This is a genomic window from Burkholderia sp. M6-3, from assembly GCF_050858985.1.
Classification (GTDB): domain Bacteria; phylum Pseudomonadota; class Gammaproteobacteria; order Burkholderiales; family Burkholderiaceae; genus Paraburkholderia; species Paraburkholderia caledonica.
On record NZ_CP110090.1, the window covers coordinates 3007214 to 3022371 of the forward strand.

Annotated in this window: 13 protein-coding genes and 1 pseudogene; 7 read left to right on the plus strand and 7 right to left on the minus strand. The window is 63.7% G+C overall.

Annotated elements, in window-relative coordinates:
- Nucleotides 1–81: 81 nt before the first annotated feature.
- From OH764_RS12930 to guaD, 6 genes are all read left to right on the plus strand, one after another.
- Nucleotides 82–591, plus strand: coding sequence for a disulfide bond formation protein B (locus OH764_RS12930; protein ID WP_498847068.1), 510 nt, complete (start codon nucleotides 82–84; stop codon nucleotides 589–591).
- Nucleotides 592–1026: 435 nt separating this feature from the next.
- On the plus strand, nucleotides 1027–2571 hold the full coding sequence (gene xdhA, locus OH764_RS12935; RefSeq protein ID WP_498847069.1) for a xanthine dehydrogenase small subunit: 1545 nt from the start codon (nucleotides 1027–1029) through the stop codon (nucleotides 2569–2571).
- Nucleotides 2571–5021: a xanthine dehydrogenase molybdopterin binding subunit gene (gene xdhB / locus OH764_RS12940; RefSeq protein WP_498847070.1), complete on the plus strand. Its 2451-nt coding sequence runs from the start codon at nucleotides 2571–2573 to the stop codon at nucleotides 5019–5021. The genes xdhA and xdhB overlap by 1 nt, the downstream gene beginning before the upstream one ends.
- 152 nt (nucleotides 5022–5173) lie before the next feature.
- On the plus strand, nucleotides 5174–6190 hold the full coding sequence (xdhC, locus tag OH764_RS12945) for a xanthine dehydrogenase accessory protein XdhC (protein ID WP_288826203.1): 1017 nt from the start codon (nucleotides 5174–5176) through the stop codon (nucleotides 6188–6190).
- A 66-nt stretch (nucleotides 6191–6256) separates the two neighbouring features.
- The gene (locus OH764_RS12950; RefSeq protein ID WP_498847071.1) at nucleotides 6257–7303 is read left to right on the plus strand and encodes an adenosine deaminase family protein; all 1047 of its coding nucleotides are present in this window, start codon (nucleotides 6257–6259) and stop codon (nucleotides 7301–7303) included.
- Between the two features lie 81 nt (nucleotides 7304–7384).
- Nucleotides 7385–8749 (plus strand): guanine deaminase, encoded by a 1365-nt coding sequence (guaD, locus tag OH764_RS12955; protein ID WP_498847072.1) that lies wholly within the window; start codon nucleotides 7385–7387, stop codon nucleotides 8747–8749.
- Nucleotides 8750–8802: 53 nt separating this feature from the next.
- Here guaD and OH764_RS12960 read toward each other — a convergent pair whose 3' ends face one another.
- A complete protein-coding gene (locus tag OH764_RS12960; protein ID WP_498847073.1) occupies nucleotides 8803–10056 on the minus strand; it encodes an NAD(P)/FAD-dependent oxidoreductase in 1254 nt (417 codons plus the stop codon).
- Nucleotides 10057–10176: 120 nt separating this feature from the next.
- On the opposite strand from OH764_RS12960, the gene OH764_RS12965 reads away from it, so the two are divergent.
- On the plus strand, nucleotides 10177–10905 hold the full coding sequence (locus tag OH764_RS12965; protein WP_498847074.1) for a class I SAM-dependent methyltransferase: 729 nt from the start codon (nucleotides 10177–10179) through the stop codon (nucleotides 10903–10905).
- 16 nt (nucleotides 10906–10921) lie between these two features.
- Here the strand turns inward: OH764_RS12965 and OH764_RS12970 are convergent.
- From OH764_RS12970 to OH764_RS12995, 6 genes and pseudogenes are all read right to left on the minus strand, one after another.
- A pseudogene (locus tag OH764_RS12970) lies at nucleotides 10922–11029 on the minus strand (excinuclease ABC subunit A); the annotation flags it as partial.
- A 3-nt stretch (nucleotides 11030–11032) separates the two neighbouring features.
- Nucleotides 11033–11455: a signal peptidase gene (locus tag OH764_RS12975; RefSeq protein ID WP_498847075.1), complete on the minus strand. Its 423-nt coding sequence runs from the start codon at nucleotides 11453–11455 to the stop codon at nucleotides 11033–11035.
- 34 nt (nucleotides 11456–11489) lie between these two features.
- A complete protein-coding gene (locus OH764_RS12980; RefSeq protein WP_498847076.1) occupies nucleotides 11490–12728 on the minus strand; it encodes a beta-ketoacyl-[acyl-carrier-protein] synthase family protein in 1239 nt (412 codons plus the stop codon).
- On the minus strand, nucleotides 12725–13951 hold the full coding sequence (locus OH764_RS12985; protein ID WP_204522302.1) for a beta-ketoacyl-ACP synthase: 1227 nt from the start codon (nucleotides 13949–13951) through the stop codon (nucleotides 12725–12727). The genes OH764_RS12980 and OH764_RS12985 overlap by 4 nt, the downstream gene beginning before the upstream one ends.
- Nucleotides 13951–14676, minus strand: coding sequence for a 3-ketoacyl-ACP reductase FabG2 (locus OH764_RS12990; protein ID WP_020069022.1), 726 nt, complete (start codon nucleotides 14674–14676; stop codon nucleotides 13951–13953). The genes OH764_RS12985 and OH764_RS12990 overlap by 1 nt, the downstream gene beginning before the upstream one ends.
- The gene (locus OH764_RS12995) at nucleotides 14673–15158 is read right to left on the minus strand and encodes a hotdog family protein (protein WP_131317092.1); all 486 of its coding nucleotides are present in this window, start codon (nucleotides 15156–15158) and stop codon (nucleotides 14673–14675) included. Before OH764_RS12995 ends, OH764_RS12990 begins: the two co-directional genes overlap by 4 nt.

A 15158-nucleotide genomic window follows, 5' to 3' on the forward strand; every position in this document is an offset into this window, starting at 1 on the left:
GGGTTCGCGCTAAAATCGCGGGCACTCGCCGTTTCCGCTGATTAGCGGCCACACAACAGCTACACAACCGCCACACGATCCATGAACAACGACAATGCGATGCTGCGCCGCGAGCGCTCCCTGCTGGTCCTGCTTGGCCTGATCTGCGTCGGCCTCGTTGCCGGCGCGCTGTATCTGCAGTACGTCAAGCACGAGGACCCGTGCCCGCTGTGCATCATCCAGCGCTATTTCTTCCTGCTGATCGCAATCTTCGCGTTCCTCGGCGCGCGGTTCAATAGTTGGCGCGGTGTGCGTCTGCTCGAAACGCTGGCGGCACTGTCGGCGCTGGCGGGTATCGTGACGGCGGCCCGGCACGTGTATGTGCAGGCGAATCCGGGCTTCAGCTGTGGCTTCGACGCGCTGCAGCCTATCGTCGACAGCTTGCCGCCTGCGCATTGGCTGCCGGGCGTATTCAAGGTGGCCGGGCTATGCGAAACCGCCTATCCGCCGATCCTGGGGCTGACGCTGCCGATGTGGGCACTGGTCGGCTTCGTGCTGGCTTTTGTTCCGCTGGCGATTAGCCTAGTGCGCAATCGCAGACGGATTGCTTGAGGGAATTTGCCGGTTTTAGACGGCGCGGCGCTATGGCGAAGACCGCCGCAGTGATACCGCCTATGTGGATCGGGGCCGATCCGGTTGCTGCCGCCGTCGCGCGTCCCGGTTTCCGGCGTTTTTGAACCGCCGGGTCGGCGCTTCGCCTGGTCCGCAGTCCCGCCCCGGCCCCTTCGCCTGCTCCTTCTCCGCCTTCTGCCAGCTTTTGCTGGTGCGTCCCCCGCCCGACGCAACTTCCCCGCGCGAAGCGAATCCGACTCAAATCGGACTGATCTCATTGCATCTTCCGAATAAGCTTCATGCGACATCGGAAATATTTTTGGGGCGCCGTAATGCTATCTTCGGATATGGATGGCGATCTACGTGCGCGAGGCCGGCTTTGGCGCGACCCCATGCGTAACGCGCGCCCGGTCCGCACTGTCTTCTGGATTCGCCATGACAACGCAAACCATCCGCTTTTATCGCCAAGGGTCCGTCCACGAGATCTCCGGCGTACCCGCATCGCGCACCGTGCTCCAGCATCTGCGCGAAGACCTGCATTGCACCGGCACCAAGGAAGGCTGCGCTGAAGGCGACTGTGGCGCCTGCACGGTCGTCATCGGCGAGCTCGACGCGCAAGGCGCGCTCGCGCTGAAAGCGGTCAACGCCTGCATCCAGTTCCTGCCCACCCTCGACGGCAAAGCCCTGTTCACGGTCGAAGACCTGCGCGCTGCGGACGGCACGCTGCATCCCGTGCAACAGGCAATGGTCGACTGTCACGGTTCGCAGTGCGGCTTCTGCACGCCAGGCTTCGTGATGTCGATGTGGGCACTCTACGAAAACCAGCCAGCGGCTGCCGGCCTGCCGACACGCGACGAAATCAACACTGCGCTCTCCGGCAACCTGTGCCGCTGCACCGGGTACCGGCCGATCGTGGACGCATCGCAGAAAATGTTCGACTATGCGCAATACCCGCGCGTGACGCTCGATCGCAAGGCTGTCGAAGAAACGCTGCGCAAACTGCAACGCAACGACACCTTCGAGTACCGCGCGCCCGACACGCGCGGCGCGGCCTTCGGCGCGCCAGCGTTTTATGCGCCGCTCACGCTCGACGCATTCGCGCGGCTTCGCGCCGAACATCCGCAAGCCCGGCTCGTGGCCGGCAGCACTGACGTCGGCCTGTGGGTCACCAAGCAGTTCCGCGATCTCGGCGACGTTCTGTACATCGGCAATGTGCGTGAACTGAAGACGATCGAGCGCGATGCGCAGACGCTCACCATCGGCGCGGCTGTCACGCTCGAAGACGCGTATGCGGCTCTAGCCGCCGACTACCCCGAACTCGCCGAACTTTGGACGCGCTTTGCATCGCTGCCGATCCGCAATGCCGGCACGCTCGGCGGCAATGTTGCAAACGGTTCGCCGATCGGCGATTCGATGCCCGCGCTGCTTGCGCTCGGTGCCGAAGTGGTGCTGCGCCACGGCACGAAAACGCGCACGCTGCCGCTCGACGAGTTCTATCTCGGCTATCAGAAAACCGCGCTCGTGTCGGGCGAATTCGTCGCCGCGCTGCGCGTGCCGCGGCCGGCGGGCAATCTGCGCTTTCGCACCTACAAAGTGTCCAAGCGCTACGATCAGGACATCTCGGCGGTCTGCGCCGCATTCGCTCTGCATATTGACGAAGGCAGCACGATCGTCGAGGCTCGCGTCGCATTCGGCGGCATGGCTGCAACGCCGAAGCGGGCCACGCAAACCGAAGCCGTGCTGAGCGGCGGGACGTGGAACGAAAGCACCGCGCGGCAGGCCATGAACGCACTTGCCGCCGACTATCAGCCGCTCACCGACATGCGCGCATCGAGCGCCTATCGGCTGAAGGTGGCGCGCAACCTGCTGTGGCGCTTCCATCTGGAAACGCGCGAGGGCGCGCCGCTCGCGCTCTTCGACGTGAATGCATTCGCGTTCGAAGCCGGCACGCCGGACGCGATCGTGAAGGAGCCGTCGTGATGAATCGCACCGATGCTTTTGTCGAACGCGCTGCAAAACAGGCGGAAGGCCCGGCTGGAAGCCCCGCCGACCTGCATCGACCCGAAGCCGCGATCGGCGTCGCGCTGCCACATGAATCGGCCGCGCTGCACGTGAGCGGCGAGGCCACGTACACCGACGACATCGCCGAACTGCAAGGCACGCTGCACGCGGCGCTTGGCTTGTCGCGGCATGCGCACGCGCGCATCGTGTCGATGGATCTCGACGCGGTGAAGAAAGCGCCCGGCGTCATAGCGGTGCTGACCGCCGAAGACATCCCAGGTGAAAACAATTGCGGCCCTGTGCTGCACGACGACCCGATTCTCGCCGTCAACGAAGTCCTGTACCTCGGTCAGCCTGTGTTCGCCGTGATTGCGCAGAGCCACGAGCTCGCGCGCCGCGCCGCGGCGCTCGCAAAGAGCGACGACGTGATCCGCTATGAGCCGCTCGACGCGATTCTCACCCCGGCGGACGCGAAGGCCGCCAAACAGTTCGTGCTGCCGCCGCTGCATCTGAAGCGCGGCGATCCGGACGCGAAGATCGCCGCCGCGCCGAATAAAATTCGCGGCACGTTCGAAGTCGGCGGCCAGGAGCAGTTCTATCTGGAAGGCCAGGTCGCGTATGCGGTGCCGAAAGAGATGGACGGCATGCTCGTCTATAGCTCGACGCAGCATCCGAGCGAAATGCAGCAGGTCGTCGCGCATATGCTCGACTGGCCCGCGCATAACGTGGTGTGCGAGTGCCGCCGGATGGGCGGCGGCTTCGGCGGCAAGGAATCGCAATCGGCGCTCTTCGCCTGCGTGGCATCGCTCGCGGCGAAGCTGCTGCGTCGTCCGGTCAAACTGCGCGCCGATCGCGACGACGACTTCATGATCACCGGCAAGCGGCACGACGCGATCTACGAATACGAAGCGGGCTTCGACAACAATGGCCGCATTCTCGGCGCCCGTGTGGAAATTGCGTTGCGCGCAGGCTATTCCGCCGATCTCTCTGGCGCCGTCGCCACGCGCGCCGTGTGTCATTTCGATAACGCGTACTACCTGTCCGACGTCGACATCGTCGCGCTGTGCTGCAAAACGAATACGCAGTCGAACACCGCGTTCCGCGGCTTTGGCGGCCCGCAAGGCGCACTCGTGATGGAAGTGATGCTCGACAGCATTGCGGGTCAACTGAACCACGATCCGCTAGACGTACGCCTCGCCAACTACTACGGCGTAGGCGAGCGCGATACGACTCCATATGGACAGCTTGTCGAAGACAACATCATCGCGCCGTTGACCGACGATCTGCTCGACTCCAGCGACTATCGCGCTCGCCGCGCAGCGATCGCCGCGTTCAACGCCAGAAGCCCAATACTGAAGCGCGGCCTCGCGTTTTCGCCGGTCAAGTTCGGCATCTCGTTCAATGTGCCGTTTCTGAATCAGGCCGGCGCACTGGTGCATGTGTATAAGGACGGCTCGGTGCTCGTCAATCACGGTGGCACCGAGATGGGCCAGGGGCTCAACACGAAGGTCGCGCAAGTCGTCGCGAATGAGTTCGGCTTGCCGCTCTCGCGCGTGCGTGTGAGCGCAACCGATACCTCGAAGATCGCCAACACGTCGGCGACCGCGGCTTCCACCGGCAGCGATCTGAACGGCAAGGCCGCGCAAGACGCCGCGCGAAACATTCGTGCGCGGCTTGCCGAACTCGTGGCGAAACAACTCGGCGGCAACGCGGACGATGTGCTGTTCGCGAACGGCGAGGTAACGGTGAACGGCGGTGCGATGCCCTTCGATCAACTGGTCGGCGCCGCGTACCTCGCGCGCGTGCAGTTGTGGTCGGACGGTTTCTACGCGACGCCGAAGGTGCATTGGGACGCGAAAACGCTGACCGGTCATCCGTTTTATTACTTCGCGTATGGCGCGGCCGTGTCCGAAGTAGTGATCGACACACTGACCGGCGAATGGAAACTGCTGCGTGCCGACGTACTGCACGACGCTGGTCAGTCGATCAATCCGGCGATCGATCTGGGTCAGGTCGAAGGCGGCTTCATTCAGGGCATGGGCTGGCTCACGACCGAAGAGCTATGGTGGAACCGCGACGGCCGTCTGATGACGCATGCACCGTCCACGTACAAGATTCCGGCTGTGAACGATACGCCCGCCGCTTTCCACGTGCGGCTCTACCCAAACCCGAACGCAGAGCCGACAGTGTTCCGCTCGAAGGCTGTCGGCGAGCCGCCTTTGCTGTTGCCGTTCTCCGTGTTCCTCGCGATTCGCGACGCGATCGCGGCCGCGGTACCGTGTGCACAGCATGCGCCGATGTTGCGCGCGCCCGCGACGCCCGAAGCGATCCTCGATGCACTGGATGCGTTGCACGCACAAAGCGCGTGCGAGCCGGCATCCGAGCAAGGAACGAGCACAGAGGCGTCGACCAGCGACACGACTGCCTGACATGCGAGAAACAGACAACGCAAGCGGAGATCCGGGCGAAGCGCAGCGAACGCAAGTGACTTGCAGATACGCCCGGCGCGACACGATCGCCTCGCACCAGGCTCAACCGGCCGCATGGAAACCCCGAGCGGCACTGTACGGAGATTCGTCGGATGCAAGCATGGCTACCTGACCTGCAACAACTGCTCGCGCACGGCGACGCCGCCGTGCTGGTGACGGTCGCGCGCGTCGAAGGTTCGGCGCCCCGCGAGGCCGGGACCAAGATGATCGTTACGCGCGATTCGGCGAAACATACGATTGGCGGCGGACACCTCGAATGGAAAGCGATCGAGACTGCGCGCCAGGTGCTGCGCGACGGCATGCGCTCGCCGCACATGCGCCGGCTCGAGCGTTTCGCGCTCGGTCCGAGTCTCGGGCAATGCTGCGGCGGCGCCGTAATACTTGCGTTCGAACGGCTCGACATCGGCGATCTCGGCTGGATCACGTCGCTCGCGAAGCGCGTGGCCGCAGGTCAATCGACGGTGCGTAGCGTATCATTCGGCCCCGCACCGGATGCGGTGATGCTGTCCGACCCCGAGCCGGGTGTCGATGCCGCCGACTGCCTGCTGTGGGACGGCGCCGGGTTCGACGACAGCGGCGCGCTGCTCACCGAGACCATTGCGCCAGGCGACTTTCCGGTCGTGCTGTTTGGTGCGGGGCACGTGGGCGCCGCTTTGGTTCGCGTGCTCGCCACGCTGCCTTGCACGGTACGCTGGGTCGACGAGCGCGATGCGCAGTTTCCGCCCGTTGACTCGCTGCACGCGCACAACGTAAAGATCGACGCGAACGACGCGCCTGACGAAGCCGTCGACACGGCTGCGCCCAACACGTACTTCATCGTCATGACGCACAACCATACGCGCGATCTCGAACTGGCCGAGCGTATTTTGCGGCGCGGCGATTTTGCGTTCTTCGGCATGATCGGCTCGCACAGCAAGCGCAAACAGTTTGAGCACCGGCTCGCTGCGCGAGGCATCGATCCTTCGCGGATTGCGCGGATGAAGTGTCCGCTCGGCGTGGATGGCATCGTCGACAAGTCGCCGGAGATCATTGCGATTTCCGCGGCCGCGCAACTGCTGCAAGCTGTCGAAGCGAACGCGAGTGTGCATCGCGCCGCGCAGACGGTTTGACGAAGCGAGTCGACATCACGCTTACGCATCCGGCGCACAACGACACCAACGAACTTCTGACCGACCATGAACACAACAACCGCTACGTCCCTCATCGAAAAGGCCATGCTCGCACCGAAGGCCGAACTGCATATTCACATTGAAGGCTCACTCGAACCCGAACTGATTTTCGCGCTGTCCGAGCGCAACGGCGTGAAGCTCGCTTACGACTCGATCGAAGCACTGCGCGCAGCCTATGCATTCACCGATCTGCAATCGTTTCTCGACATCTATTACGCCGGCGCGAGCGTGCTGCTGCATGAGCAGGATTTCTACGACATGACGATGGCGTATGTCGAGCGCTGCCTCGCCGACAACGTGATTCACAGCGAGATTTTCTTCGATCCGCAGACGCACACCGAGCGCGGCGTGCCCATCGCGACGGTGGTGGCCGGCATTGAGCGCGCGCTTGCCGACGCGGAAAAGCGCGGCATGTCGAGCAAGCTGATTCTGTGCTTCCTGCGTCACCTGTCGGAAGAAGATGCACTTGCAACGTTCGAAGAAGCACGGCCGCTGTTCGACCAGTACAAGCATCGCCTGATCGGCGTGGGGCTCGATTCGTCGGAGCGCGGCCATCCGCCGTCGAAGTTCGAACGTGTCTTCGCAAAAGCGCGTGCGCTCGGGCTGAAGCTCGTCGCGCACGCGGGCGAGGAAGGACCGCCGTCGTACATCTATGAAGCGCTCGATCTGCTCAAGGTAGACCGCGTCGATCATGGCGTGCGAAGCATCGAAGACCCGGCGCTCGTCGCGCGTCTTGCCGACACGCGTGTCGCATTGACGGTGTGTCCGCTGTCGAACCTCAAGCTTTGCGTGTTCGACGACATGACAAAGCACACGCTGAAGGACCTGCTTGATCGCGGCGTCGCCGTCACGGTGAATTCCGACGATCCGGCGTATTTTGGCGGCTATGTGAACGCCAACTACGCGGCGACCATCGACGCATTGAAGCTCGACGATGCGGAGGTCTACACGATCATCCGCAACGGTTTCGAAGCGTCGTTCGTTACGCCGCAAGAGCGCGCGGAACTGATCGCGAAGCTCGATGCGCATTGGAATCAAAGCGGCGCACATTAAAGGGCCGACGTATTGCAGCGCGGGCATCGCAACACGGCCCTCCACGCTGCTCAGCTTTTCACATTCGGAGACGGTTTTCTCATGACTCACCCGGCTACAACGGCTAACCCGGCCCAATCGGCATTCCGCGCGCAGTTGCTGACTTTCAACGGCGATCCGTCGCGCTCGCCCGACGCGGCGATCTTCAATGAGGACGGCCTTCTGATCGTCGAAGACGGCCATGTCGTCGCGGCGGGCGCGTACGCGGCACTCGCGTCTCGACTTGCGCCGGGCACGCCGGTTCAGGACATGCGCGACAAGCTGATCGTGCCGGGCTTCATCGACACGCACATTCATTACCCGCAAACGGACATGATCGCGTCGCCTGCGGCTGGCCTGTTGCCGTGGCTCGACACGTACACGTTTCCGACCGAGCGCCGTTTCACCGATCAGGCCTATGCCCGCGATACAGCAAGCTTCTTCCTCGAAGAACTGCTGTCTTGCGGCACGACCACCGCGCTTGTCTACTGCACGGTGCACAAGGAGTCGGCCGACGCGCTCTTTGCCGAAAGTGAGGCGCGCAATCTGCGCATGGTGGCAGGCAAAGTGCTGATGGATCGCAACTGTCCGGAGTTCCTGCGCGACACCGCGCAATCCGGTTATGACGACAGCGCCGAGCTGATCGGCCGCTGGCACAACCGCGGCCGTCAGATGTACGCGCTCACGCCACGTTTCGCGCCGACTTCGACCGAAGCGCAACTGGAAGCTTGCGGCGTGCTGGCGGGCAAGCATGCGGATGTGTTCATCCAGAGTCACGTCGCCGAGAACACCGACGAAGTGAAATGGGTCAACAGTCTTTTCCCCGGTCACCGCAGCTATCTGGACATCTACGACCACTACGGCCTGCTACGCCGCCGCGCGGTGTACGGGCATTGCATTCATCTCGACGCGCAAGACCGGCAACGCATGGCTCAAACCGGCGCGGTCGCGTCGCATTGCCCGACGTCGAACCTGTTCCTCGGCAGCGGTCTGTTCGATTTCGACAAGGCCGACGAAGCTAACATGCCGATCGCACTCGCTACGGACGTCGGTGGCGGCACGTCGTTCTCGATGCTGCAGACAATGAATGAAGCGCACAAGGTCGCGCGATTGACGGGCCACCATTTGACGGCCACGCGCATGTTCTATCTCGCGACAGCGGGCGCGGCCGAAGCACTCGATCTCGCAGACAAGGTGGGCACGCTCAAGCCGAAGTCGGAAGCGGACTTCGTCGTGCTCGATCCTCGAGCAACGCCGCTGCTCGCGCGCCGCACCGCGCGCACGGAGTCGCTCGAAGAGTTGCTGTTCGCCTTCGCGCTGCTCGGCGACGATCGCGCGGTCTATGAAACTTACGCGGCAGGCAAGCGCGTGCATCGCCGCGACGACGTGCGGCAGCACGCGCCGCGCGTCGCCCGGTTCGCGGCCTGATTGCCGCTCGAAAGTGGCTTGATGGTTTCGCTGCATGCCCCACCCGTGAGGACTCAGCGCCGCGCGCAAACCTCATGCAAGGCATTCAGCCTGCGCGCCGGATCGGCGACATACGGGTTGGATTCGTCCCACGCATAGCCTGCCAGCACCGCGCTGATCATGCGGCGGATCGACGGTGTCTGGTCAGGGTGGAAAATGATGTCCTGCAATTCGCCCGTGTACCAGCGCTCGACAAACGCGCGGAACGTATCGATGCCCTTGCGCAACGGCACGTCGTAATTCGCGGACCAGTCGACCTGTTCGCCATCCAGTTGACGGTTCAAGGTCTGTACCGCCAGATGCGCCGAGCGTAGTGCGATCGTTACGCCCGAAGAGAACACCGGATCAAGGAACTCGCCAGCGTTGCCAAGGAGCGCATAACCCGGTCCGTGCAGGCGCTCGACATTCGCCGAATAGCCGCAAATATGCCGCACAGGCAACAGGAAAGGCGCGTCGCCGATCAGCCGGTTAAACGTCGGCTCCTTCTGGATCAGCGCACGCAACTTCGGCTCGCGCTCCGTTGGCGGCACGTCGAGAAAACTCGACTCGGCGACGCATCCGACCGACGACCGTCCGCCCGCAAGCGGAATCATCCAGAACCACACGTCGCGGCGCTCGGGATGCGTTGCCACGCAGATCTTGTTGCGGTCGTGGGCGCCCGCGGGGAGGCCGTCGTAGACATGCGAGAATAGCGCGGCGCGCGTGGGCATACGCGTGGGCGCCTCAAGGTTGAGCAGACGCGGCAGCACACGGCCAAAGCCGCTTGCATCGAATATGAAACGCGCTTCGACCTGATACGCATGTCCTGCCTCGTCGATCACGTCGACGCGCGGCGCGGCACCCGTGCCCTCGCCGGTATGCACGGCCTGCACTGTATGCCCGAAGCGCACATCCGCACCTTGCTCCGCTGCGCAGCGAATCAGGATCTCGTCGAACACCGCGCGTTCCACCTGATACGTCGTGCCCCATCCCGCACTGTGCTTGTCGCGGAAATCGAACGACGACGATTGGCCGCGATACACGAATTGCGCGCCATTCTTGTACTGAAATCCGGCCTCGATCACCGCCTGCAGCATGCCGGCTTCTTCCAGATAAGCCATGCTTTGCGGCAGCAGGCTTTCGCCAATCGAAAAACGCGGAAAGTGCTGGCGCTCCAGCACGAGCACCGAGCGTCCCGCTTTGCGCAGCAATGCGGCCGCGACTGCACCGGCCGGACCGGCGCCGATGATCGCGACGTCGACCGTGATGTGTCCCGCCGTGTGCTTCATGTCATGTGTACTCAATTTCGCCTCAATCGTTTGCTTGCTCGACGCAGCATTACGCTGCATCCTTACGTCCTGTTACATCGCATCTCTAACAGCAATAAATATTTCACCGGGGAGTCCAGCGTGTCGCTGTCTCAAACATCCAGTGTGCCTTTCGTGCCGGAAACGGCATTTGGAATCTGGTTTCTGCGTACTCACACATGGGAACATCATGTGTTGCGCGTCGCGATCAACGACCTCAAGCGCCTGATCGATACGCCCTTGCCCGCAGCGCCCGTCATCGTCGACGTTGGCTGCGGACAAGGCATTTCGTTTGGCCTGCTTGCCGATGCATTCGAGCCGCGCCGCATCGTCGGCATCGACTATCACGAGCCGTCGCTTGCGCTCGCGGCCAATGCGGCCAACGCCTGCCGCGACAAGGTCGCCGACATCGAACTGCTGCACGGCGACTGCGCGGCGCTGCCGCTGCCCGATGCGAGCGCAGACATCGTGTTCTGCCATCAGACTTTCCATCATCTCGTCGAGCAGGACCGCGCGCTCGCCGAATTCCGCCGCGTGTTGAAGCCCGGCGGCGTGCTGCTGTTCGCCGAATCCACCGACGCGTACATCAGGTCGTGGGTGATCCGGCTGCTGTTTCGTCATCCAATGCAGGTGCAAAAAAGCGCGGACGGCTATCTCGACATGATTCGTCGCGGCGGCTTCACCTTTACCGAACGCAACGTGTCCCTGCCTTATCTCTGGTGGAGCCGCGCGAAAGACTTCGGTCTGCTCGAGCGGCTCGGCCTTTACCGTCCGCAACCCGGCAAGCGCCGTGAGACGCTCGTCAATGTCGCGGCGGTGAAGACCGCCTGAGTCGGCTCAGGTTGCGTTACTTGCGCAACGTGACGACGTCACCCTTCAACGCCACGCCCGCAATCACTGCACCCGCGCCGCAGGTGAACTCAGTCGCGCTTTCGCGTACTTCGTTCTTGTAATTGCATCAGTTCGCCTCGAGCACAGCGAGCCGGCCGCTGATCGCGATCGCGGCGGCACTCGGGCTCACGCCGCAGGTGAACTCGCTGGACGAATTGCTTTCGCTGCTGTGAAAGCGCGTCGTCACGTCGATCACCGCATTCGCGTTGCGCTCGCGCGCCGCCACGCGAAGCTTGCCGATTGCTTCGGCGAGCGCCTCGCGGCATGCGTCGTCGGGGCCCGCAACCTTGCGCGCGATGCGCACCGAGTACGAGACGTCGCCCAATCCGCGCTTCACGGCCGGATGGCTTTGCTCACCGAAATACACGGGAACGCCGCCGCGCGATTCGCCGCCCGCGGCCGCGAGCGGCAGCGACTTCACCTGTGTCGCACAACCCGTCAGCGTCGCGGCCGCAATCGTCAATGCACCCAGCACCAATGTTCTTTTCATTTTTATCACCCTCGTCTTTAAAATTGCGACCGTTTCAGCCGCCCTGCCATGCCTCGAACATCAAGCTCGCGCAACTGCCGCCGAAGCCGAACGACACCGACATCGCCGTGCGAATACGCGCGTCACGCGTCTCACACACGAGCGGCATGCTGTCGATTTCCGGCTCCGCCGAATCGATCCCTGTGGTGCCTGCAATAAACCCGTCGCGCATCATCAGCAACGTGTAGATCGCCTCGTGTGCGCCGCATGCGCCAAGCGGATGCCCGGTCATACCCTTGGTCGACGAAAATGCGGGCACACCGCGCTCGGATGCGGCACCGAACACTTGCCTCAACGCATGCAGTTCCTCGACGTCGCCAAGCGGCGTGGAAGGCGCATGCGTGTTGATGTAGTCCGGACGCTTGCCCGCTTCGTCCAGTGCGCCGCGCACGGCGCGCGCGATGCCTGCCGCGCGCGGAGTGACCATGCCGGCGTCCGTGCAGTCGCCGAACCCCGTGAGTTCCGCGTAGATGCGCGCGCCCCGCGCCACTGCGTGGTCCAGCGCTTCGAGTACGAGCACGCCGCCGCCCGACGCGATCACGAAGCCGTCGCGCTTCGTATCGTAAGGACGCGACGCGCGCTCGGGCGCATCGTTGGAGCGGCGCGACAACGCGCCCATCGCGTCGAACATCAGCGTCATGTTGTCGTGCAGCGATTCGCTACCGCCCGCGAGCAGGATCTGCTGGCGGCCGGTCTGAATCAGTTGCATCGCCTGGCCAATCGCGAGCGCGGAAGTCGTGCATGCCGACGACGGTGAATAGCCCACGCCTTCGAGCCCAAACACCTGCCCGACGTTCGCGGAGGCTGTGCTGCTCATTGCATGCGGCACCGTGTATGGCGGCACTTTATCGACGCCGCGCGTGTTGGCAACGGCCATCGCGGCGTCGTAGCTCGACATCGTGCCGACGCCCGAGCCGATCACGGTGCCGGCAAGCGGCGAGCGCAACATGGCGGCATCGAGCCCGGCATCGTCGATCGCCTTGCGCGCCGCATGGCAGGCAAAGCGCGCGGTATCGCCCATGAAGCGCTCCAGCTTGCGCTCGAAAGGCGCTTCATTGGCGACCGACGCCACGCCTGCGACTTGCGACGCAAAGCCGCGTTCGCGCCATGCGTCGACTCGTTCGATGCGCGATTTCCCCGCGCGCAATGCAGCCGACACTTCGTCGAGCGAATTGCCGAGGCACGACACGATGCCCATGCCGGTAACGACCACGCGTTGCAACGCCACGCTCATCGAACACGCCTGAAAATGAGCGACGTGTTGATCCCGCCGAACGCGAAGTTGTTGCTCATCACCAGTTCGGCGTCGATCTCGCGCCCCGTCCCGATGATGTAATCGAGCGGCGCGCAGGCCGGGTCCACGTCCTGCAGATTCAGCGTGGGCGCGTACCAGTTGCGCTTCATCATCTCGATGGTCCACCAGGCTTCGAGCGCGCCGCACGCGCCCAGCGTGTGGCCCACATAGCTTTTCAGCGAACTGATCGGCATGCGCTCGCCGAATGTCTGCGCGGTTGCGTGGCTCTCCGCGACATCGCCGCGATCCGTGGACGTGCCATGCGCGTTCACATACTCGATCGCTTCGGGCGGAAGCGCGGCGTCTTTCAGTGCAAGCTGCATCGCGAACGCCATGGTTTCCGCCGTGGGCTGCGTCATATGCGCGCCGTCCGAGTTGCAGCCGAAGCCCACGATCTCCGCGTGGATCCGCGCACCGCGCGCCACCGCGTGCTCGTATTCCTCGAGCACGAGCGTGGCGGCGCCTTCGCCGACCACGAGGCCGTCGCGCGCGGCGTCGAATGGACGCGGCGTCAGATGAGGCTCGTCGTTGCGCGTGCTGGTTGCGTACAAGGTATCGAATACCGCGACCGCCGGACCTGATAATTCTTCCGCGCCGCCCGCCAACATCAGCGTCTGCTTGCCGGTCTGAATCGCTTCATACGCGTAGCCGATCGCCTGGCTGCCCGACGCGCATGCGCACGACGTGGGGATGATCCGCCCTTTCAGATCCCAGAACAGGCTGACGTTCACGGCTGTCGTGTGCGGCATCATCTGCACGTAGCTGTTCGACGTGACGTCGCTCATCGAGCCGCTTTCGAGCATCGTGCCGAACGCGCGGATCGGCTGCACCGAGCCCGACGACGAGCCGTACGCGACCCCCATGCGGCCGTCCTTGATGCTCGCGTCGTCGGCGAGGCCCGCATCTGCGAGCGCGAGTTCGCTTGCGCGCACCGAATACATCGACACGGGGCCCATCGAACGCGTCTTCTTGCGCGGATAATGCGCGGGCGTGACGAACTGCGGCAACGGACATGCGAGCCGCGTATGCAACGATTCGAAGTAGTCCCACTCGGGCATGCGCCGCACTGCGTTCACGCCGCTTTTCAGACGCGCTTCGATTGCGTCCCAGCTATCGCCGAGCGCCGTGACGCCGCCCATGCCGGTAATGACGACTCGCTTCATCAGACCATCCCGCCGTTGACGCCGATCACCTGGCGAGTCACATACGAGGCCGCATCCGACATCAGGAAGCTGACCACGGACGCTACCTCGGCAGGCTGGCCGACGCGGTTCATCGGCACCGTCTTCAATGCGTGTTCGAGCGGCATCTCGTCGAGCATGCCGGTTTCAATGAGACCGGGCGCCACGCAGTTGACGGTGATGTTGCGCGTCGCGAGTTCCACCGCGAGCGCCTTGGTCGCGCCGATCAGGCCGGCCTTTGCCGCGCTGTAGTTGACCTGACCGCGATTGCCCATCACGCCCGATACCGATGCGATAGTCACAATGCGCCCTCCGTTGCGGGCACGCACCATCGGCATGGTCAGCGGATGAACGACGTTATAGAACGAGTCGAGACCGGTTTCGATCACGACGTCCCAGTCTTCGTCGGTGAGCGCGGGGAACGCGGCGTCGCGCGTCACGCCGGCGCTGCATACGATGCCGTAGTACGGTCCGTTCGCCGCCACATCGGTTTCGAGCACATCGCGGCACACCGCGCGCTCGCGCACGTCGAATTGCAGCACCCGCGCAGTGCCGCCCTGAGCGGCGATGCCCGACGCCACTGCCTCGGCTTCGGCGCGCCCCGTGCGGCAGTGCACGGACACTGCAAAGCCGTCGGCGGCCAACTGGTACGCAATCGCGCGGCCAATGCCGCGGCTTGCGCCGGTAACGAGAACACGCCGGCTCATGAATTGAAACTCCCTTCGATGAATGACTGAAAATCGGACGGCTGGAAGACCTTGATCACCGCCTCGGCGCAACACACGTCGTCGTGATGAATCGTGCATTCGTATGCACCGTGGCCTTCGTCACTGCGCAGCAATTCCGTTGCGTGAATCAGCAGTTGCGCGCCGCCTGCGAACGACGGCTGCAACGCCTTGTAGCTGCGCGAACCGAGCAGCACGCCGGGACGCGCGCGGCCACCGCCACGCATGGCGAGCAACGCGACGTGTGCGGCGATCGACTGCGCCATCAATTCAATGCCGATCCACGCGGGCATCCCGCCTTGCGCGTCCGCATACCATGCATCGGCATGCACGGTCGCGCGAGCGCTCAGCGTCTGTTCGTCGAACGCGGTCACGGCGTCGATCAGCAGCATGGTGCCGCGATGCGGGATGATCGCTTCGATAGGTTGCTGCAGCAGTTCGTCAATGCTTCGTGTCGAGTTCAT